Source organism: Heyndrickxia sp. FW510-T9, from assembly GCF_058781025.1.
On record NZ_JBYSWK010000006.1, the window covers coordinates 129,133 to 148,739 of the forward strand.

16 protein-coding genes and 1 tRNA gene are annotated in these 19,607 nt (G+C 34.7%); 2 read left to right on the forward strand and 15 right to left on the reverse strand.

The window, feature by feature from the left end:
• Window positions 1-7: 7 nt before the first annotated feature.
• Window positions 8-1,081 carry a CDP-glucose 4,6-dehydratase gene (gene rfbG, locus AC3WJF_RS05230; protein ID WP_492450070.1) on the forward strand — a complete coding sequence of 358 codons (1,074 nt, stop codon included), beginning with the start codon at window positions 8-10 and terminating at the stop codon, window positions 1,079-1,081.
• A 464-nt stretch (window positions 1,082-1,545) separates the two neighbouring features.
• Here rfbG and AC3WJF_RS05235 read toward each other — a convergent pair whose 3' ends face one another.
• The 4 genes from AC3WJF_RS05235 to AC3WJF_RS05250 all read right to left on the reverse strand — a co-directional run bounded on the left by AC3WJF_RS05235 (window position 1,546) and on the right by AC3WJF_RS05250 (window position 5,956).
• On the reverse strand, window positions 1,546-2,994 hold the full coding sequence (locus AC3WJF_RS05235; RefSeq protein ID WP_492450071.1) for a DEAD/DEAH box helicase: 1,449 nt from the start codon (window positions 2,992-2,994) through the stop codon (window positions 1,546-1,548).
• A gap of 580 nt (window positions 2,995-3,574) precedes the next feature.
• Window positions 3,575-3,952 carry a hypothetical protein gene (locus AC3WJF_RS05240; protein WP_492450072.1) on the reverse strand — a complete coding sequence of 126 codons (378 nt, stop codon included), beginning with the start codon at window positions 3,950-3,952 and terminating at the stop codon, window positions 3,575-3,577.
• 455 nt (window positions 3,953-4,407) lie between these two features.
• Window positions 4,408-5,292 (reverse strand): hypothetical protein, encoded by an 885-nt coding sequence (locus AC3WJF_RS05245; protein ID WP_492450073.1) that lies wholly within the window; start codon window positions 5,290-5,292, stop codon window positions 4,408-4,410.
• 124 nt (window positions 5,293-5,416) lie between these two features.
• Window positions 5,417-5,956: a signal peptidase I gene (locus AC3WJF_RS05250; RefSeq protein WP_492450074.1), complete on the reverse strand. Its 540-nt coding sequence runs from the start codon at window positions 5,954-5,956 to the stop codon at window positions 5,417-5,419.
• A gap of 980 nt (window positions 5,957-6,936) precedes the next feature.
• On the opposite strand from AC3WJF_RS05250, the gene AC3WJF_RS05255 reads away from it, so the two are divergent.
• The gene (locus AC3WJF_RS05255; RefSeq protein WP_492450075.1) at window positions 6,937-8,127 is read left to right on the forward strand and encodes an MFS transporter; all 1,191 of its coding nucleotides are present in this window, start codon (window positions 6,937-6,939) and stop codon (window positions 8,125-8,127) included.
• Window positions 8,128-8,314: 187 nt separating this feature from the next.
• Here AC3WJF_RS05255 and AC3WJF_RS05260 read toward each other — a convergent pair whose 3' ends face one another.
• From AC3WJF_RS05260 to AC3WJF_RS05310, 11 genes are all read right to left on the reverse strand, one after another.
• A complete protein-coding gene (locus AC3WJF_RS05260; protein WP_492450076.1) occupies window positions 8,315-8,701 on the reverse strand; it encodes a hypothetical protein in 387 nt (128 codons plus the stop codon).
• A 255-nt stretch (window positions 8,702-8,956) separates the two neighbouring features.
• Window positions 8,957-9,145 (reverse strand): hypothetical protein, encoded by a 189-nt coding sequence (locus AC3WJF_RS05265; protein WP_492450077.1) that lies wholly within the window; start codon window positions 9,143-9,145, stop codon window positions 8,957-8,959.
• A gap of 141 nt (window positions 9,146-9,286) precedes the next feature.
• A complete protein-coding gene (gene rlmH, locus AC3WJF_RS05270) occupies window positions 9,287-9,766 on the reverse strand; it encodes a 23S rRNA (pseudouridine(1915)-N(3))-methyltransferase RlmH (protein WP_492450078.1) in 480 nt (159 codons plus the stop codon).
• 411 nt (window positions 9,767-10,177) lie between these two features.
• A complete protein-coding gene (locus tag AC3WJF_RS05275; protein ID WP_492450087.1) occupies window positions 10,178-11,425 on the reverse strand; it encodes a S1C family serine protease in 1,248 nt (415 codons plus the stop codon).
• A gap of 215 nt (window positions 11,426-11,640) precedes the next feature.
• Window positions 11,641-12,435, reverse strand: a complete 795-nt coding sequence (locus AC3WJF_RS05280) for an MBL fold metallo-hydrolase (protein ID WP_492450079.1) — start codon at window positions 12,433-12,435, stop codon at window positions 11,641-11,643.
• A 16-nt stretch (window positions 12,436-12,451) separates the two neighbouring features.
• Window positions 12,452-13,336 (reverse strand): two-component system regulatory protein YycI, encoded by an 885-nt coding sequence (locus AC3WJF_RS05285; protein WP_492450080.1) that lies wholly within the window; start codon window positions 13,334-13,336, stop codon window positions 12,452-12,454.
• Window positions 13,323-14,627, reverse strand: coding sequence for a YycH family regulatory protein (locus tag AC3WJF_RS05290; RefSeq protein ID WP_492450081.1), 1,305 nt, complete (start codon window positions 14,625-14,627; stop codon window positions 13,323-13,325). The genes AC3WJF_RS05285 and AC3WJF_RS05290 overlap by 14 nt, the downstream gene beginning before the upstream one ends.
• Complete coding sequence (walK, locus tag AC3WJF_RS05295) at window positions 14,624-16,438, reverse strand: cell wall metabolism sensor histidine kinase WalK (protein ID WP_492450082.1); 1,815 nt, start codon at window positions 16,436-16,438, stop codon at window positions 14,624-14,626. Before walK ends, AC3WJF_RS05290 begins: the two co-directional genes overlap by 4 nt.
• Window positions 16,439-16,442: 4 nt before the next feature.
• Window positions 16,443-17,150: a response regulator YycF gene (gene yycF / locus AC3WJF_RS05300; protein WP_492450083.1), complete on the reverse strand. Its 708-nt coding sequence runs from the start codon at window positions 17,148-17,150 to the stop codon at window positions 16,443-16,445.
• Window positions 17,151-17,462: 312 nt separating this feature from the next.
• Window positions 17,463-18,932, reverse strand: coding sequence for a LysM peptidoglycan-binding domain-containing M23 family metallopeptidase (locus AC3WJF_RS05305; RefSeq protein ID WP_492450084.1), 1,470 nt, complete (start codon window positions 18,930-18,932; stop codon window positions 17,463-17,465).
• 348 nt (window positions 18,933-19,280) lie between these two features.
• A tRNA-Phe gene (locus tag AC3WJF_RS05310) sits at window positions 19,281-19,353 on the reverse strand.
• Window positions 19,354-19,607 lie beyond the last annotated feature (254 nt).

Genomic DNA, 19,607 nt, shown 5'->3' on the forward strand with positions numbered 1-19,607 from the left:
TAAAGATGTGTTTAACAATCTTGAAAGATTGAAAGATAAAACAGTTTTGATTACAGGTCATACAGGATTCAAAGGCGCGTGGTTGGCAATCTGGCTAAATGAAATCGGGTCAAAAGTGATTGGCTTTGCCCTTGACCCAATTGGGGAAAATAATCTCTTTAGGTTAGCCAATTTAAAGGACAGGATCATCGATATTAGGGGAGATATTAGAGACCTGGAAAAATTAAAGAGCGTATTTGACCAGTATCAGCCGGAAGTTGTTTTCCATTTGGCTGCGCAGCCATTAGTTAAATTTTCCTACGAACAGCCGATTTACACTTATGAAGTCAATGTTTTAGGTACTTTGAATGTGCTAGAAGCCATTCGGCATTGCGATTCAACCAAAGCAGGCATCATGATTACGAGTGATAAATGCTATGAAAACAAAGAGTGGGTTTGGGGTTATCGTGAAAATGACCCGATTGGCGGATATGACCCGTACAGTTCCAGTAAAGGGTGCTGTGAAGTATTAGTGTCAGCCTATCGCAGTTCTTATTTCCCTGTGGAATGTTTTTTTGAGCATGGGAAAGTGATTGCTTCCGTTCGAGCCGGAAATGTTATTGGCGGAGGCGACTGGTCAACGGATCGCATTATCCCGGATTGCATAAGAGCTTTGGAGGTTAATCAAGATATTATCATACGAGCTCCCAAATCCATCAGGCCGTGGCAGCATGTCTTGGAACCGCTAGGAGGATATCTTATTCTTGCAGCCAAACTACTTGAAAAAAATACCCTCTATTCTGGCGCCTGGAATTTTGGACCGGAATCAGATAGCATCATCACCGTTGAAGAGCTTGTTAATAAGCTCCTGGACCAATGGGGCCCGGGACGTTGGGTTGAGGAAGAGAAAAATTCGTCAGTACATGAAGCAAAATTACTAGGATTAGATATTAGTAAAGCGAAGTATGAATTAAATTGGCATCCAAGATGGAATATTGATAAAACAGTAGAGAAAATAGCCGAGTGGTATAAAAATTATAAACACACCAATGTTTATAACCTGTGTGTTAATCACTTGAGTGAATATATAAATAATGGGTAGGGAATATGAATTGCGGATTACTACACTATTATGCAAATATTGAAAATGGAACCCTTTTGATATCGAAATAGAGCAAAAGGGTTTTGTTCAATCTGCCTAATTTAATTTTTTTCAAGCTACCTAATGTGATTTCTATCAGATCATTGAGTAGCTAATGCATAAGTAAAAGTAGTTAATGGTCCATTGTTATTTCACAGAATTAATACCTAATATCATAAGACAGAGCATCAATCAACGTTTACAGATTCTTTTTTAAAAAATTTTTTAAACCAACAACAATAAAGTTTTTTTACATTGAATAAAATTTATTCATTGGGAGAAATTCTAAGGGTTTGCAGTTACTTATGGTACGGCTCCCCGTATTGTAACTAAATGAGGTTTTCAGTATGATATCTACTTATGTTACTAACAAAAAAAAGTCCAGTTATATCTTATTACCCCTAGTTACTGCCAACACTAAAGTTTCACTTCTTATTAGCTTCATATACTTTCAACAGCTTACCTTTGATTGTTGTGTTCTTCATCTTTTTCAACACAATCGGACCTTTATCATTTAATATTTCAACATAAGAAACAGTATCTAATATTGTAATGATGCCAATATCCTCCACTGTTACTCCGTCGATTTTTGCAATCGTTCCAACAAAATCTACCGCTCTAAACTTCTTTTTCTTACCACCATTAAAGTACAATTTCATGATTTGCTTGTTTAATTTTTCACTTTTTGCTTTTTTAATCGTTGGTTCAACATTCATTTTTGCTTCAAAGGCAGGTTTCTTATTTGCAACTTCCTCTTTTGAAGGAGCGGCTATTTTCGGAATCTCAAAACCAATGTATTCTTCAATTTCACTTAAAAACCGATCTTCAAATGGTGTAACAAAAGTGATGGCTTCCCCTTTTTGACCCGCCCGTCCTGTTCTTCCCGTACGGTGGACATAGCTTTCTTTCTCTAACGGGAGGTCATAGTTGATGACATGTGTGATATTATCAATATCAATTCCTCTAGCGGCTACATCCGTAGCAATCAAATAGCGAAATTCCCCTCTTCTAAAGTCATTCATCACGTCAAGCCGATCCTCTTGTATCATGCCACCGTGGATTTTATCACAGCTATAACCTAAATCCTCTAACTGATCACACACAGTATCTACTCGATCTTTTGTTCGACAGAAGATTATGCAACTATCTGGATTTTCAACAATCGTTACATCTTTAAGTATAGAAAATTTATCGTCTTCTACCACTTCAAAAAGAGAATGATCAATTTTATCAGTCGTGATTCCTGTCGCCTTAATTTCAATATCGATAGGTGTTTTCATATAGTTAAGTGAGAGGTTTTTAACCTCCTTAGGTAAAGTAGCTGAAAAGAGCATTGTCACTCGTTTTCGGGGTAACTCTTTGATGATGGCTTCTACTTGTTCAATAAATCCCATGTTTAACATTTCATCCGCTTCATCGATAACAAGATAGTTAATACGATCTAAGGCCAGAGTACCTCTTTCAATATGATCTAACACACGGCCCGGAGTACCAACGACTACATGTGTTTTTTGGTTTAATTCTGTTTTTTGGATGGCAAAAGGTTGTTTTCCATAAACAGCTGCTGCTTTTATCCGTTTAAATCTGCCTATGTTGGTGAAATCCTCTTTCACTTGCACAGCAAGTTCTCTCGTTGGTGTCAAAATTAACGCTTGAGGTTTATTTTCCTTCCAATCGATTAATTCACAAATTGGAATCCCATATGAGGCAGTCTTCCCACTTCCTGTTTGTGATTTCACGACAAGATCCATTTTCTCTAACACAAGAGGTATGACCTTACTTTGAACGGCTGTTGGATTTACATATTCTAAGCTATCCAGCGCGTTTACTATTTCATTACTTAATTTATAATCTTTAAAACTTTCTTTGCACATAACTAAGCCTCTTTTATTTGGGATTATTTATCTTATTATTTCCGTAAAGATTGTTACCTTATTCAAACTACCATTATACGCGAACTTCGCCTTGCAAATGAACTAGTGCGTGAATTAATAAAAAAATGACCTGCCTTTTGGGCAAGTCAAGTGCTAGATATCGCAATGGATCCAAGCATAGAAATCTTCAAGCCTTATTTGAATTTATAGAAATAAATGCAAACAAATTAATTATTTTAGTTGATCTTGCTAAATATTAGAGAGGAGGTAATCCGCTCTAATATTTTTTGAAAATTCTCATCTACTTATGATACGGTTCCCCGTATCATAAATAGAGGTAACGATTTTCCCAATCTTGTTTACTAATAAAAAATTTATTAAAAACAAAAGACTTTTTAAATAGGAAACTTAATATGATTTAACTTAAAAAGACACTCAAAAGATAATAAGACGGTCCCTTTAGAATCACAAAATAAAAATAAACTTTAGCAACTAATACAAGAAAAAGCATGGTCATTCACCTATGGAATAATCATGCTTTTTCTTTTTCAAAGGCTTGTTTTAATTATAGATAATCTTCCTATTTTTCTTTATGGCTAAAGGCAATTGAAGATAATGAAAATACTATTGGCAACCATAACAATTCAGGAGAAAATAATATTTTATATTTTATTAAAGATACAATAATGGCTATTACAACTCCGACAATTAAATTTAGACATATTCTTTTAACAACTTTTAGTTTTCCCTCATTTTTTATAGAATAGGAGAAGTTAATTACAACGTGTATGATCCCTGTCACTAAAGTAATTAGTAAAATGGTCATAAAAGTTAAAACAAAGTATCTTGAATATGGGCTCATGAAGTCAATTCTGCATAACGCTAAAACCAAAGACACAGCACATAATACTCCAAACAAAGTATAAATGACTTTTGCTACAGTAAAAAAATATTTCATATTGAATCTCCTCTATACTTCCGCTTACTTCGCTATTAAGGAAATAGAGCGTAAAATCAGGAAAGCTGTGTGATATTATTGAATATGCATAAGATATCTCCAATACTTTTATAAGGATAATTATACCCTTTTTCTAAATTTGCGACACAACAAAACCTAGCCTTTGATCTAATCAAAGGAATTAAGGAACTGTTACTACAGTTCCTTAATTAATAATACTATTCTTTTAATATGAGTATATTTTGTGATCCTATTTTTTCATATAAATAATGTCCTTTATGTCGAAAACCTTGTCGGTTAGACCAATTCTTTGTGCAGGCAGTTTACTTTTTGAGAAAAAACGATACCTACTTATGATACGGTTCAGCGCTAATGCACACTAAACCCATTAGGTTTATAGTAATATATTTTGTTAATTTTGGAATTGCAATAAACATTGCATAAAACAATAACTATCATTTAGAACTGTTTAGAAAATCTAGCATTTCTTTGGTAGGTTTAATATACACATCTCCCGCGTCTTTTCCATCAGCAGGATAAAAGAGTATGAGTCGAATGTTTTCTGATGTATCAGTTGGTACTTGGATGTCTTTATTTGTAAGGGTATATACCTTATCAACACTTCCACCCACTAAATGCACTTTTGCCGTGTTAGCCCCAGCGCTGTCTTTCATAAACGTTACTTTCTGTTGTAATAATTGGGTACCTTGTGGAATATCTAGACCTTTATGATAAAAGCCATTAACGTTCATATCTGTATAGAATACTTTTTCAGCACCAAGGTTTTGTTTTGCCGTAACCTCAATTGTAATCGCTCCAGTTACATTTTTATAATTGTTGTCATATTCTCCATTATCTGGCCAATTTATTACCACACGATAGACTTGTGGTTGCACCCCATTATCGTAAGTAGGGGTTCCGTTTGGAATGTCATCATATACATTCAATTCGTTAGCTTTTCCTGTTGCAACCTCCCCCCACTTGTTATCTGCACCTTTTTTCTCAATTTTCATCTCTAAAGGCACTCCACCTCCTCGATTAGTAAATAAATCTCCTGTTCCCTTTACTTTGATATCATACTTCACATGAAGTCCGGATTTGTTTATCGGTGTAAACAAATGCACAATTTGTTGTCCAGGAGAAAAATCTTTTACTTCAAAACTTTGAGATAATATTCCTGCAAAATCCTCAATAATAAACGGGTTGGTACTAATCTTCTTTAATGTATCTGGGTTTCCTGTTAAAGTTTTTGTAAACCCTGCAAATGAGTCTAAATTTGTCCCTATCCCAAATGCCACTGCCCCTGCTAATGCTACTGACGCAACCGTTTTTAATTTCATTTTAATATTCCTCCAGTTTTTTTAAAATTTGCTTCTTCTGAATCTGAATTAAACTTTTTATTTTCTACCTGGTAAAAATCGTTCCCCCCTAATAAAGTAATTGCAATGTTAATCATTTTGTATTTTAGATTCTCCCTTGCCCGTGCCTTCTTGATAGTCTATTTAATAAATTTCCAATAAGGAGAAGTGCTAACGGAATTGAAATTAATGTAATGATTCCCATTGGTGTCTGTAAGTCCCTTAAGATAAATCCTAGTTTTGGTATCGTAAGAAACTGTTTTCCTAAAACCTTAGAAGCGCTGATCTTCTCTTGATCAGCTATTTCGTTTGCATCTCCTTTAGTTGTAAAATAAATCTCGTTACCTTGTTCCATTCTATTCACAATTCGATGAGTAACTAAATATATACCTTGTTTAAAAGTAATAATATCCCCTGGTTTTAAGTCTTCTACTTTAGGCTTTTTGATTAGAATTACATCTCCTGGTTGAATACTAGGAGACATACTACCAGTTAGTATTGTAAAATGTGAAAAACCCAGTATTGAGGGTAATTTTCCTTCATTGTTTTTAGCTTGAAATGTCGAATAAGCATACATTCCAGCAAAAATAAGAACAATTCCCCAAAAAATATTCGAGATCCATTTTGTAGCTTTTCTCATTTTCATATAATCACCACTGAACTTTATTTTTGTCGAACACACCTACTAGGAGAATAAGTCGTTCTCTATTAAGCACAATATAAATATAGTATATGTGAAAATATACCTATTACAAAAGCCTGCATCTGCCCTTTTTTTGTGAAATATATACTATTTCCTTTTGCAATCTCTATTATTCTCTTATATTCTCATTATTTTGTTTTTTATTAAGAACGATTATACCAAATTTATTTATCTGACAATTTTTTCATTAGTAGTAACCTGATTGCAGCCGCTTTGTTAGGGATATAATAAAAGTGAAGATGCCACAGTCAAATTAGATTTTTGAACATGTTGTTCCGTTTAGAACTTGGTTCAGCAAGACAAAGATTAATCATGGGGTTTTTCGATATGTATTTACAATTACTTGAAGAAGAACAATAAAAACTATCATGAGTTTCAACTCTCCACCCATGCATAGAAATGTATTCTATATGAGTAGTACACAAACATAATAAGGTCGGTGTGAGCAGAGTTTGGCTTATCCTATTCACAGTACGAATTGTCAATTTTCACTTCCGACTCGTCTATGCGGCGCTCCGCCCCTTTTCCAAAGAAAAAGTGCCTGTGACACTTCGAATTTTGTTGAAAGGTTCGACAAAATTCGAAGGCACAGTCACTTACTTAAATGCAAAACGTAGATCAATAATCAAAAATAGATACTTTAATTTAATAGACTTCTGTGTACATATCAGGACTTCCGAAACTTTGATTTTGAGGAGTAAAGACACTGACAATTTTTTAAGCAATATTCCCTTATTCTAGCTTTTAAATTCCCCTAAAAAACTGCCTCTATTTATGATACGGTTCACCGTATTGTAACCAAATGAGGTTTTTAGATAATTGGTAATAAAGGGTTTACCTCTCAAAAATACTTTATGGTATGATGTTTAGGTTGTGTATCTACAATGTGACACATTTACATTCATCTAAGAAAAGAGATATTTATGCATACTACAAAATTATCCAAGCGACACTGGTTGCTCATCTTAACACTCACTTTATTAACATTTGTTCTCGGAACAAGCGAATTTGTTATTGTCGGAATCTTAACCGATATTTCCTCAAGCCTTCATATGACAAATGCAAAAGCAGGCACTCTTGTTTCTGCGTTTGCGATTACGTTTGCCATCGCCACACCCCTCGTGATGTCAGCAACAAGTCATTTTCCAAAGCGTAAATGGATGTTGTTTTTGCTAGGGGCTTTTATCATCCTGAATGGTTTGTGCGTAATTTCGACGAGCTACATCATGTTACTTGCACTTCGGATTATAACGGCGATTGTAACAGGAGTATTAATCTCTCTAGCCATGATAGTTGCAAGTGAAACCATGCCGATCGAAAAACGCGGACTTGCTATATCATTCGTTTTCGGTGGTTTCACACTAGCAAATGTCGTTGGAGTGCCAATTGGTACTGTCATAGCTGAATGGTACGGCTGGAATGCCACTTTCATGTTAACTACTTTCCTAGGAGGATTGGCGTTTTTGGCATCCTACTTCGTCTTGCCTAATAAGCTCAGCCAATTACGCAGTTCGATACGGGATCAGTTTTCTTTATTGACTAATCCACGAATTTTGATGGCCTTTTTCATTCCTGCTCTTGGATTTGGTGCAACTTATGCCGTCTTTACATACCTTGTTCCTATCTTGAAGGGAATGGGAGCACCAAATCAATCAATTAGTATAATCTTATTTGGTTACGGATGTATCTCAATTTTCAGCAACATCCTCGCCGGTAAAATTGCCAGCCATAATGCAATCGGCCGCCTTCGGTTTGTTTTTCTCATGCAAGCAATTGTCCTGATAAGTTTATTTTGGACGACCAATCATTTTATTATAGGACTTGCAAACATTGGCTTGATGTCGTTAGTGGCCATCCTCTTAACAACATCTACCCAGCTTTATTTAATTGATCTTGCCAGAATTTATCAGCCAAAAGCAACAGGACTCGCTGCTTCACTTATGCCGGTGGCAAGCAATGTAGGGATCGCTTTCGGTTCAGCATTAGGCGGAGTGGTGTACCATCAAGGAAATTTAATGAATGTCACATGGGTTGGCGGGGTAGTTGCAGTCTGTGCAAGCCTGCTAACTTTCTTTAGTCATCTTTTAGATCAAAAACAAAAGAAAACAGCATAAGAGGGAACCATCAATGTCTTGGCAAAGGGGAAGGTTGTTCTTAAAATCATATCGGGGTAATTAATTCGTACTTTGAAATATTTCCATTTTTTGAAAACAAAAACCTCACATAGATTCTCCATAGTGAATCTATGTGAGGTTTAAAAAAGTGCCCCAAAAATATGAATTTTGGGGCACCTACTATTTTTCAAGACTTATTATCTAAACTTGCAAACACTTTGTGAATTTCATTATAAAGATGTTTCCAACTTTCGGATGTGCTTGCAAGTTCACTTAAACTATTCATGTAAAGCTTAATAATAAACTTTCCAAGCTTACTGCTGGGAGTGGTCTCAAGCGTATTCATGATCTGCTGCAATCTTTCATTCATAACTTTGACAGTTTCCACTTCAAATTCATCGTTAGTATAAACATATGCGGCATGTTGATACGCATCTTTAAGATCAAAAGGTGCAGTTAATATATAAACAATGGAAGAAACAATTGATTCAACAAATTGTGGCTTGCTTTCCATGATTTCCGTTGAAACTTGGTTTAAAACAACAGTTTCTAATTTATTGATTACTTCTGACATTTTATTTGCACCCCACTTTATATAAATTTTTGAACTTTGTTTTCTAGGCTAAAATAACCACGCATGGTAAAAAGAAAATACTTTAGCAACCTTCAAATTTCATCATGATTATACAAAAAACTACGCGACTTTTATACTATTTAAAAAAATAATTTCAGCTGGGGTATGGTTCTACCACTTTAAGTAAGCACGTAATTCAAGGTCAATTCAAAAAAACACCCTTCTCGGCAACTAAAGCAAAACAGGGCCTTACTATTAGTGCATGCGATCTAAAGCTTGATAGTCTTTCATATATGGACCATTATCCGCTACGACTGAATGGTACAGCGCTTTAATGGCTAAATTTTTCTCTAAGCCCATTTCAACTTTTATCTTCTTTAGTTCATCATGCAATTCACGGTGCTCATTTATTAATTTTGTCATGATTATTTTACTATATTTCATCTTGTCACATCCCTACTGCATTATTTTTATAAATAAGAGCTTTAAATAGTTAAATTCAGGAAAGTTGTATGGTATGGTAAAATCCCATAGTAACTGATTCTCTTCTAAAATTTTGTATAGTGTATTCGTTTGAAACCGCCTCTATTTATGATACGGTTCCCCCCTAATAATCCGAAATACCCGATACACTTGCTCTACCAACACCAACCTCATCAGCTGATGTGGAAATGTCATCTTTGAAAAGGATAAACTTTCATTAGCTCTCGACATTACTTCTGAGCTTAATCCAAGAGATCCACCAATCACAAACGCGATTTTACTCTTCCCATATGTCGCTAGCTTGTCCAACCCATCTGCTAACTCTTCAGAGGTTTTCATTTTCCCCTCAATCGCCAAAGCAATCACATGTGTATCTTGGTTGATTTTCGCTAAAATTCGTTCTCCTTCTTTTTGTTTTACTTGCTCCATTTCGGTTTCGCTTAGGACTTCAGGTGCTTTTTCGTCTGGTACTTCAATGATTTCCACCTTTGCATAAGCTGTTAAGCGCTTTAAATATTCATCGATTCCTTGTTTCAAATATTTTTCTTTTAGTTTTCCGACTGTGATAATTGAGATATTCACAATTCATCCCCACTTTACAAACAGATTACAAACAAGATATCCACAACACTTATCCACATATCCACAAAATCTATCCACATTTTGTATAGGAATATTCGTTCCCCACAATATATATAATTATATTCACAGTTGTGGATAAGTTATTCCTTGCAAGGATAACATCATAATTTAACAAGATTAAATGGAATTCATATTCTTTTCCTCTGGCTCATTTCCTATTATCCACACCCAATCATAACATAAGAAATGCGCAGCCGCCTTACTCGTCTGCTGCCTATAGGCGTCGAAGCAATACAGAGTCTATACTTGATATTTGAGATAAAATCCTTACTTACTTATCTCTAAAAAATAATCCACAAAAAAATGCAGGAGAATATTTATCCCCTGCATTTTTGATTTATTCACATGTTATTACATTCTTGATTCATTCGTTAACTTTAATGTTACCTCTTTAAGTTTACCGCTTCGGTAAAACTTCACTGTCAACGTATCTCCAGGTTTTTTCTTTGTATACAAGTATTTTCTTAATTCAAGAATATTACTTACCTTCTGTCCATCTAATGCAGTAATTACGTCTAGCTCTTTTAATCCTGCAGTAGCTGCTGGTGAATTTGGTACAACTGATTGAATCATTACTCCATCAGTCACATTGGTTGGTAAATGTAATGTTTCTTGTTGGTGATATGATGGAATATCACTAACATCTTGCAATTGCACACCCATTGAAGGTCTAACGATTTTTCCATATTTTTCGAGATCATTGATAACAGGCTCTACAGAGTTAATTGGAATGGAGAACCCAATGCCTTCAACAGCTTCTTGCGCAATTTTCATGGAATTAATTCCAACTACTTGCCCTGCGACATTAATTAGGGCACCACCACTGTTTCCTGGGTTAATAGCAGCATCTGTTTGAATAACTTCTGCTTCCCAATCCTCGACACCATCATTATTGATATCTACCGGTACAGTACGATTAATTCCTGAAACAACTCCTTGTGTTACAGAACCTGCAAATTGTTCCCCTAATGGATTACCGATAGCAACAACTGGTTCACCTAATTTTAGCTTATCAGAATTGCCAAATTGGGCAACATCTGTTACTTTGGAACCATCAATCTCTACTACTGCTAGATCGGTCCATACATCACTGCCTAATAATTTTGCTGGCAGCTTCGTTCCGTTTGCTAGTGTAACCTCAAGATGGTCTGCACCTTCAACAACATGATTATTCGTTACGATAAATGCTTTCCCATTTTCCTTTTTATAAATGACACCTGAGCCAGATCCCGCTTCTTGTTCGGATCCTTTTTTACCACTTGACTGACCATCCTGTTGTGACCAAAAATCTTGTGATTGGATATTAGATATACCTACTACCGCATCTTCTACCTTCGATACTGCTTTTGTTATATCTGTTGTGACATTTACCGATACATTTTTACCTGGAACATTATTATTGCTATTGAATGAATTTGGAGTAATATTTTGCTGATTGCTTTGATTTGTACCGGTTCCACTAATATTAGGAAAGACTAGCATAACGATAAGTGCACCAATCACTACGCCAACTAAGCTTGAAAGCAGATAACCAGCTCTACTCCCCTTTTCCTTGCGATAACGGCTTTGACCTTGATCGTCTTGATCATAATAACCCATATCCATCATTCCTTTCTCCAAAGGTCGGCTCATATTATTTTACCTATATATGCTAATATTATAATCAGGATTTATTAAAAAATAATTAAAACCTTATAAGAATTACCAACTGAATAATTTAAAAAATTATAAAAAAAGATGGAGATAAAAACCTATTGTTTTACACCTCCATCTTATTTATTCCCCAAAACTACTATACTCGTAAACATATTTTTCTAAACTGCCGTTAATGGAGTAGGAATCTTTGGGTCTGTATCAAATAAATCAAAAGACTCTCCAACTACCAAACCTCTTGATTCTAATGTTTGCGCTACACTCATTCTTGCTAGATCTTTTAAATTATTATCCAGGCTTAAATGGGCTAAGTATATTCTCTTCGTCTTGTCTCCTATGCAATCGCTCATGGCAACGGCTGCATCCTCATTGGAAACATGACCGACATCACTTAATATACGTCTTTTTATATTCCATGGATATTTGCCCATCCTAAGCATTTGTACGTCATGATTACTCTCAAATATATACACATTGGCATTTGCAATAATACCTTTCATTCGATCGCTCACATAGCCTGTATCTGTAATTAATACTATTTTTTTATTATCTTGATGAAAGACATAAAACATTGGTTCTGCGGCGTCATGGGATACTCCAAACGATTCAATGCTTAGCCCACCAAACGATTTTACAGTTTCCATTTCAAAGTTGAACTTTTGTTCTACCGGTACTTCGCCGATCAAACCTTCCATTGCTGACCATGTTTTCTGATTTGCATAGACTGGCAATTGATACTTTCTAGCTAAAATACCGACACCTTTAATATGATCACTGTGCTCATGTGTAACAAGTATTCCATCTAAATTCTCGAGTTTGCGATCAATTTTTTGAAACAAGGATTCCATTTGACGCCCACTGAAGCCAGCATCTACTAAAAATGAATGTTCATCTGTTTCAACATATATCGCATTTCCTGTGCTTCCACTGGCAAGCACACTAAAATGCAAGCTCATTTAATTCACTCCTGTTTTAAAAATCTCCGGGTTCGTTTTGTTTCGCCTTCATGTCGCCATTTAAATTCAGCTTGTCCTTTAATTGGGTATCGTCATTCGAATCTGAGTTAAAATTATTGTTATCATTCATAGGGAAAATTTGGCCTTCAAATGCATCCACGTAAAATTCCTCTGTTTCCCCTTTATTCTCCACCGTAAAATGCCAAGTTGGCACTAGTAGTTGTAATTCAGATGACTGGATTCGAGTATAATAGCCTAATTCAGGTGTTAAGATCTTGCTTTTCCTTTTTAACATACCTTTATTATGAAGGGTATCTATGGCTTTAATTGCGGGTAAAACATCCCCTTCTTTAACCTCATCACCCATATTTAATAAAGTTTGTTCATATGAAACAATTTGATTTTGGTCATTTAAATAAAAGATAATCTGCCCATTAATATTTTTAAAAATAAATTTATCTTTATATGTTTGGTAATAAATAATTTGCTTCAAATCCTTATCGTATTTCCAAAACGAATATTGGTCACTGTACAAAATATTTTCCTTCAAAATCTTATCCATAGTAGTCTTATCTATCGGACCACTAATCTTAATAGGCTTGTTAAAATAAGAGGTTATATCCGTCCCATCATTAGTAAGTAGTGCAGATTGTTTATCAAGTTTCTTCAGATCTTTATTTGCGAATACCTTAGATTCGGCCCTTACATACTGACTAGTAATTTTTTCTTTTGGAAGAGGGTCATATGTAATTTCATCCGCTTTTAATCTTTCTGCATCTGAAGCATTTTGAATGACAGCTATTTGGCTTTTTGAATATTTATTAAAAAGCTGTGTCGCTAAAAAAAGGTCGAGTATTAGAAAAACGATAATAAACATCGTTTTTGTTTTATTCCATTCCATTTTGAACCCTCCCTATCTCTGAGGCTTGAGTCCAAGTACCTTCATAGAGACAATACCATGTTGGTTCAAAGGATAGAATTTCTGAGCTTTTAGGGACCTTTTGTAATTTATAACCTATAGCAAGATCCTGGATACCATTCTTTTGGATATGTGGATTAGCTAATAAATCTTTTAATTCCTCTTTTCCAGGCTTTAGAGTTATTTTAGATGAACTAAATCTCGCCTCACGAGATACATATGGCCGTTGATACTGATAAATATCATTATCGCCCCAGAATTGTTGTATTTCTGCCATTTCATCAGAATTAAAAACAGGATATCCATCCATATACAACCGGAAAATAACCTCATGACTATTATTATCTAAATTAAAATATCGGTATTTGTCTGTCCAACCGCCATGATCATTCACAAAATCAATACTTTGTTTTAATAGAGTTCTTGGATCAGAGTTGTAACGTAAATTCTCTGCAGGATTTACAAAAAGAAGCATATAATTATTTAAATCAGCTTTCATATAACTAGTAGTATTGATATATTCAATTTTATCTTTCGATTCACTTTTTTGAACGGAATTTGGGTCACTAAATAAGTTCCTTTTAAATTTTTCCAATTCATCTTTATTAACAAAGTATTCATACTCGAACATATCAGTAGATGATTTTGGTAAAAAGGTATAATGATTATTCCCCAACTCAACGGACTCATATGGTTCGTATGCACTTTGCTCTTGTTTCGTTCTATTTAAAAAAGATTGAATTTCGTTTGTACTCACGGATGATCCAGCTATTTTTTTGTTTTCCGTATCAATAAAGAAAATATTTTTTTCCTTTTGGGTTCCTTTTTCAAAATCAATTATGATTCGATCAAAGTATACGTTCGAAGTCTGCTTTTTATTGATTTGAAGAATTCCTTTATAGACTTCAAATGGAACCCGATTTGGAAAATCAATTTCCATATGATTATTTTCTTGTATGAAATAGCGAAGTTCATTTTCACTTAATGTTTTTTCAGTTCCTATATCAAAAAAATGCCAGCTTTGGATCTCATTAATAACACGATCTACTTCTCCCTCATTAACGGTTCCTAGGTGAATATGATTTTGATGTAGCAAAATTTTATTAGGCTTGATTATCTCCTGAATTTTTCTTGTATCTGATATAGGCGAATTGGTTACATCTTGTTTAATGGTTTCATAACTCGGTTTATACGTCCAAATAGACCAAGTTAAAAAAATACTTCCACCAACTAATAGTGTTAAAATAATGGTTTTCAATGTTTCAAATTTCATGACCAATCATCCTCTAATGAACGGTCGAATGGAAGGGATATGCTAATTGTCGTCCCTTTTCCTTCAACACTTTTTGCAGATATTGTACCACCATGTGCTTCCACCATTTCCTTGGCAATAGCAAGTCCTAAACCAGTTCCCCCCATTTGACGTGTACGTGCCTTGTCAACACGGTAAAACCGTTCAAATATCTTCTTCAGTTTATCCTTTGGTATCCCTAAACCTTGGTCAGAAATACTTATTTCTATCGATTCTTCTTGGGCCTTCACTCTGAAAGTAATTTGCCCGCCTTCCGGTGAATATTTAATCGCATTTGAAATGATGTTATCCAAGATTTGAGTCATTTTGTCCTCATCCATCTCAACAAACAAGGATTCATTAGGGAGCTTACGTTTAAGCGTAATATGTTTTGGCTTTGTCATTTCAAAGCGATCAATAATATGATGGAAGAATTCGATAACGTTAATCCAATCTTTATTTAACGGATCGTCTTCTCTATCCATTTTGGAAAGCTTGAATAAATCATTTACCATGCGAATCATTCGTTCAGTTTCATTTTGGGTTACACCTAAAAAACGTGGTGCAATGTCATTATCCTTCCATGCACCTTCAGCAAGAGCTTCTAAATAACTTCTCATCGTCGTTAATGGTGTCCGCAATTCATGGGATACATTCGCTACAAATTCCCGGCGCTCCATATCAATCTTTTCCTGCTCTGTAATATCGTGAAGTACAATAATAAGACCACTAACAAAGCCAGTCTCACTTTGAATAACAGAAATATTTCCTCTTAATATATAAGGTTCTTCCTCTGTACTAAAATCCAAAATAATGGATTCCTGTTCATGTATCAAGTCTTCAAATGTATGGTCTTCCTCAATTCCTAATACTTTAACTAAGCTTTGAGAAAGGACTGTTTCACGTGAAACATCTAACATTTCTATGGCAGCGTCGTTAATTAGAATTACCTTTCCTCTTCGATCAGTAGCAATAACACCATCCGTCATATAGGACAAAACAGAGGTTAACTTTCTTCGCTCCGCCTCGGTAGTAGATTGGGCTTCTTGAAGTTTTTTCGTCATATGGTTAAACGAATAGGCCAATTGACCAATTTCATCATTCCCATATACCTTAACCTTTCGGGAAAAGTTACCTTTTGCCATTGCCAATGCTTGCCTTCTCATATCTGCAATTGGTCTAGTTATCGTCTGTGCCAAAACAATTCCAAGAATTGCGGTCAAAACCATCGCAATCGCAGTGCCCGTTGTAAAGATATTATTAATTTCATCTAATTGATTGTAAACTGATTCAATTTTTGTTACTAAATAAACATAGCCATATATTTTCCCATTTGGGTCAATGGGGGAGGTCAGTACCCATATTCTTTTTCCAGAAGAAGGATCAAAATAGACCTTATCCTGTTGTTCCTCTGTACTTATTGCTAACTTAGCCAATTCGTTGGTCATCTTTTGACCAACTAATCCTTGGTTATCCGAATCAGAAGTGCCTAAAATGACACTTCGATTATTAACCAACCTTACTTCCGCGATGTCATTACCGGTATATCCAGATAGAATCTTTTTTATTTTATATGGAGTATCTTGGTCTTCCTTATCTTTTAATACCTCTAAAAGACTATATTTTATCGTCTCTGTACGAAGTTCAATTGAATCCTTGAAATTTTTTACAAGTTTGTCCTCTAGCTTATTTACGAAGTAAACACCGATGATTTCCATCGCAAATAAGATTAATAAAAGATATATTAATACAAACTTTAAATGAATGGATTGTAGAAAGCTTACTTTTTTCATTACACTACTCCTGTTCAGGATTACGCAAGTAGTAACCTACTCCCCTTCTTGTTACGATCCATGCTGGATGGCTTGGGTTATCCTCCACTTTTTCACGAAGACGTCTAACCGTTACATCAACTGTTCTAACATCTCCATAATAATCGTAGCCCCAAACAGTTTGAAGCAGGTGTTCACGTGTCATTACTTGGCCGATATGTTTTGCTAAATAATAAAGAAGTTCAAACTCACGATGGGTCAATTCAATTGTTTCACCACGTTTTGACACAACATACGCATCAGGGTGAATTACAAGAGATCCAATACTAATTTCGCTATTTTCTTCCTCTTCATCTGTAGTTGGAACTGCTTGATGACGTCGTAGATTTGCCTTTACACGTGCAATTAATTCTCTTGTACTAAATGGCTTTGTAACATAGTCATCTGCCCCTAATTCCAACCCTAAAACCTTATCAATTTCAGAATCCTTTGCAGTTAACATAATAATCGGCAATTCGTATTTTTTTCTAACCTCTCTACATACTTCCATACCATCACGTTTCGGTATCATAATATCTAATATCAGAAGATCAGGTTGAACCTCTTCTACCATTTTTAATGCTTCTTCTCCGTCATATGCACAATAAATCGTATATCCTTCTTTTTGGAGATTGAATTGAAGAATATCTGCAATCGGTTTTTCATCATCCACCACTAATATTTTCTTTTCCATTTTTTTCTCTCCTCAAGATAAAGTAATTAATTAATCTATAATGAAACCGTCTCACGGGTTATTATCCTTACCAATAAGTGCGGATTTCTCCCAAAAAACGTGCTTATTAATAAAACATATTTACTTTAACATTACTTTTTCTATATTTTTGCTACAATTCCTCTATTTTAATGTATCATGTTATCACCTTTAATTCATCTTTTTCGCTAAAAATGCTTTTTCCATTTAAACCATCACTTGGATTAGAAGCGTAAATGCCAGTAGCTCGAAAAAAAATAATATCTCTAGATAATCTAGAGATATTAATAAGCTTTATCTTAAATATTGAAGGGGGTCTTTTAAGTTCCCATTTAAATGCACTTCAAAATGAAGATGAATACCTGATGCATCACCGGTTGCACCCATTACACCAATGCTCGATCCCTTTGAAACTGTTTGACCAACTGATACATTAATGGAGCTTAGATGTCCATATATAGTAACAAATCCATTACGATGATCAATTTCGATCATATTACCATATCCGCTATTATCCCATCCTGCTGACACAACAACTCCACTATCAGCGGCTCTAATTGTACGATCGTTAGGTCTTGCAATATCAATTCCTTTATGAAATTCCCCAGAACGGTATCCCATTCTACTTGAAATATAGCCTCCGTCTGTTGGCCATGCAAAAGTGCCTGATCCTCTCGAAGGAATTACTTTAGACCCTTTAATTACTATATATTTAATAGGTTTTTTTATAATATTTTCTTTTTTTACATCCTTCTTTGTTACATTTCCGTTTTCTTCAGTGACAATGTATGTAATAGCACTCTTTCCATTATGCCCTTTTTGTTTAATCTTTGTATCACCTTTTAACATTGATTTATCTTCGATTACTTCTCTTTTATATGAGATATTCTCTATTTTATAGGCTTCCTTTTTTACTATTACATGAACTAATGGATCATAGGCTGTAATCTCTAATTTCTGGCCAATTTTTAAGGAATCCTTTTTGATGCCAGGGTTCATCTGTAAAAGCTGTTTTTCTTTTAAGTGATGATCTTCCGCTATTTGCCCTAATACATCACCATCTTGAACCTTATATTTTTTTTCTTTTAATGTGCCTTTTAGCAAGTAATCAACTGCTTGATCTACTGTTAAGATCTTACTAGGATCAACTTCTTCCTCTTGTATTGAAACTTTTTCACCCAGACTAACGTCTAATATACGATATTGATTTTTTTTCAGTGGTGCTAGCTGATGCTCAGCATTTTTCTCTTTTTGAATAGCAGCAAGGTCTGCCTGAGATACATAATGTAACTTTATATTCTCTAATACTTGATTGGCATCTTGTTCAGTTTGAACAAAAACTATTGGTTTATTATCAATATAAATACCTGCCGCTCCAGCTTTTACATTAAATAATTCGGAAGCATTTTGCAGTGCTTCATCATCATCAGAAATAGGACGAAAGACTTGTTCTGGTATGTATTTAATGTCATTTATTATGTGTACTTGGTTCATTTTATATTGATTTTGAGCAATATGTATTTTTTCGTTTACTAGCGTTTGAATGATATCTTTATTAGAGACTGTGCCGATGTATTGTTGATTTATATAGACATGATAAACAGTTTTTATTTCTGTTTCTGCATTTGTAGAAATATTGGTGAAGGATAGTGTGAATATAAAGAATGCGGTAATCGCTGCTAACTTTAATAGATGCTTTCCATTAGTACTATTTAGTTTTGGAAAATTGGAAGTAAATCCCGTATTTATCCTTTTCCAATTCATAGTTAGCCCCCCTATACTATCATTCGGTTCTTTTATACTAGGTAAAAGTATTCAAAATATTAAACACTTTTATAAGATATCATAAAATGATAGATTTATAGGGTATTTTTTCATAATGTAACATAATTGTATAAATAGTTACAAAATTAGTTTAGTAATTACACTATTTTTGTAGGAATAAGTAGGGATATATCAAGGTGTGAATGGGATTATCATCCTATTTTTTAATGTATTGAACAGGATTGGTTTGTGTAATATTTCCCATTAAATATTACAGTAGAATTACAAATTTAGAGAATATAAAAAAGCACCGCGAGAGTCATTGTCGTCGCAGTGCTTTTTGGTAAGTGGCTCGGGACGGAATCGAACCGCCGACACAAGGATTTTCAGTCCTTTGCTCTACCGACTGAGCTACCGAGCCATAATTGTATTAATTTCCTAAATATAGATTGTAATCGCCTTCGTCCAGCTTTCAGTAAGCTTAATCAAGTTGTGACTCAAGCTGTACGCTGATGTATTGCTTCGTAGCGTATTCGGACGTGCTCTACCGACTGAGCTACCGAGCTGTAATATTCAGAAATATTATCTCTGAAATATGTATTAAAAATGGCGGTCCGGACGGGACTCGAACCCGCGACCTCCTGCGTGACAGGCAGGCATTCTAACCAACTGAAC

Coding starts and splice junctions, on each gene's coding strand:
- AC3WJF_RS05235 (WP_492450071.1), bottom strand. CDS start 2,994: ATGTGCAAAGAAAGTTTTAAAGATTATAAATTAAGTAATGAAATAGTA.
- AC3WJF_RS05240 (WP_492450072.1), bottom strand. CDS start 3,952: ATGAAATATTTTTTTACTGTAGCAAAAGTCATTTATACTTTGTTTGGA.
- AC3WJF_RS05245 (WP_492450073.1), bottom strand. CDS start 5,292: ATGAAATTAAAAACGGTTGCGTCAGTAGCATTAGCAGGGGCAGTGGCA.
- AC3WJF_RS05250 (WP_492450074.1), bottom strand. CDS start 5,956: ATGAAAATGAGAAAAGCTACAAAATGGATCTCGAATATTTTTTGGGGA.
- AC3WJF_RS05255 (WP_492450075.1), top strand. CDS start 6,937: ATGCATACTACAAAATTATCCAAGCGACACTGGTTGCTCATCTTAACA.
- AC3WJF_RS05260 (WP_492450076.1), bottom strand. CDS start 8,701: ATGTCAGAAGTAATCAATAAATTAGAAACTGTTGTTTTAAACCAAGTT.
- AC3WJF_RS05265 (WP_492450077.1), bottom strand. CDS start 9,145: ATGAAATATAGTAAAATAATCATGACAAAATTAATAAATGAGCACCGT.
- AC3WJF_RS05275 (WP_492450087.1), bottom strand. CDS start 11,425: ATGGGTTATTATGATCAAGACGATCAAGGTCAAAGCCGTTATCGCAAG.
- AC3WJF_RS05280 (WP_492450079.1), bottom strand. CDS start 12,435: ATGAGCTTGCATTTTAGTGTGCTTGCCAGTGGAAGCACAGGAAATGCG.
- AC3WJF_RS05285 (WP_492450080.1), bottom strand. CDS start 13,336: ATGGAATGGAATAAAACAAAAACGATGTTTATTATCGTTTTTCTAATA.
- AC3WJF_RS05290 (WP_492450081.1), bottom strand. CDS start 14,627: ATGAAATTTGAAACATTGAAAACCATTATTTTAACACTATTAGTTGGT.
- walK (WP_492450082.1), bottom strand. CDS start 16,438: ATGAAAAAAGTAAGCTTTCTACAATCCATTCATTTAAAGTTTGTATTA.
- yycF (WP_492450083.1), bottom strand. CDS start 17,150: ATGGAAAAGAAAATATTAGTGGTGGATGATGAAAAACCGATTGCAGAT.
- AC3WJF_RS05305 (WP_492450084.1), bottom strand. CDS start 18,932: ATGAATTGGAAAAGGATAAATACGGGATTTACTTCCAATTTTCCAAAA.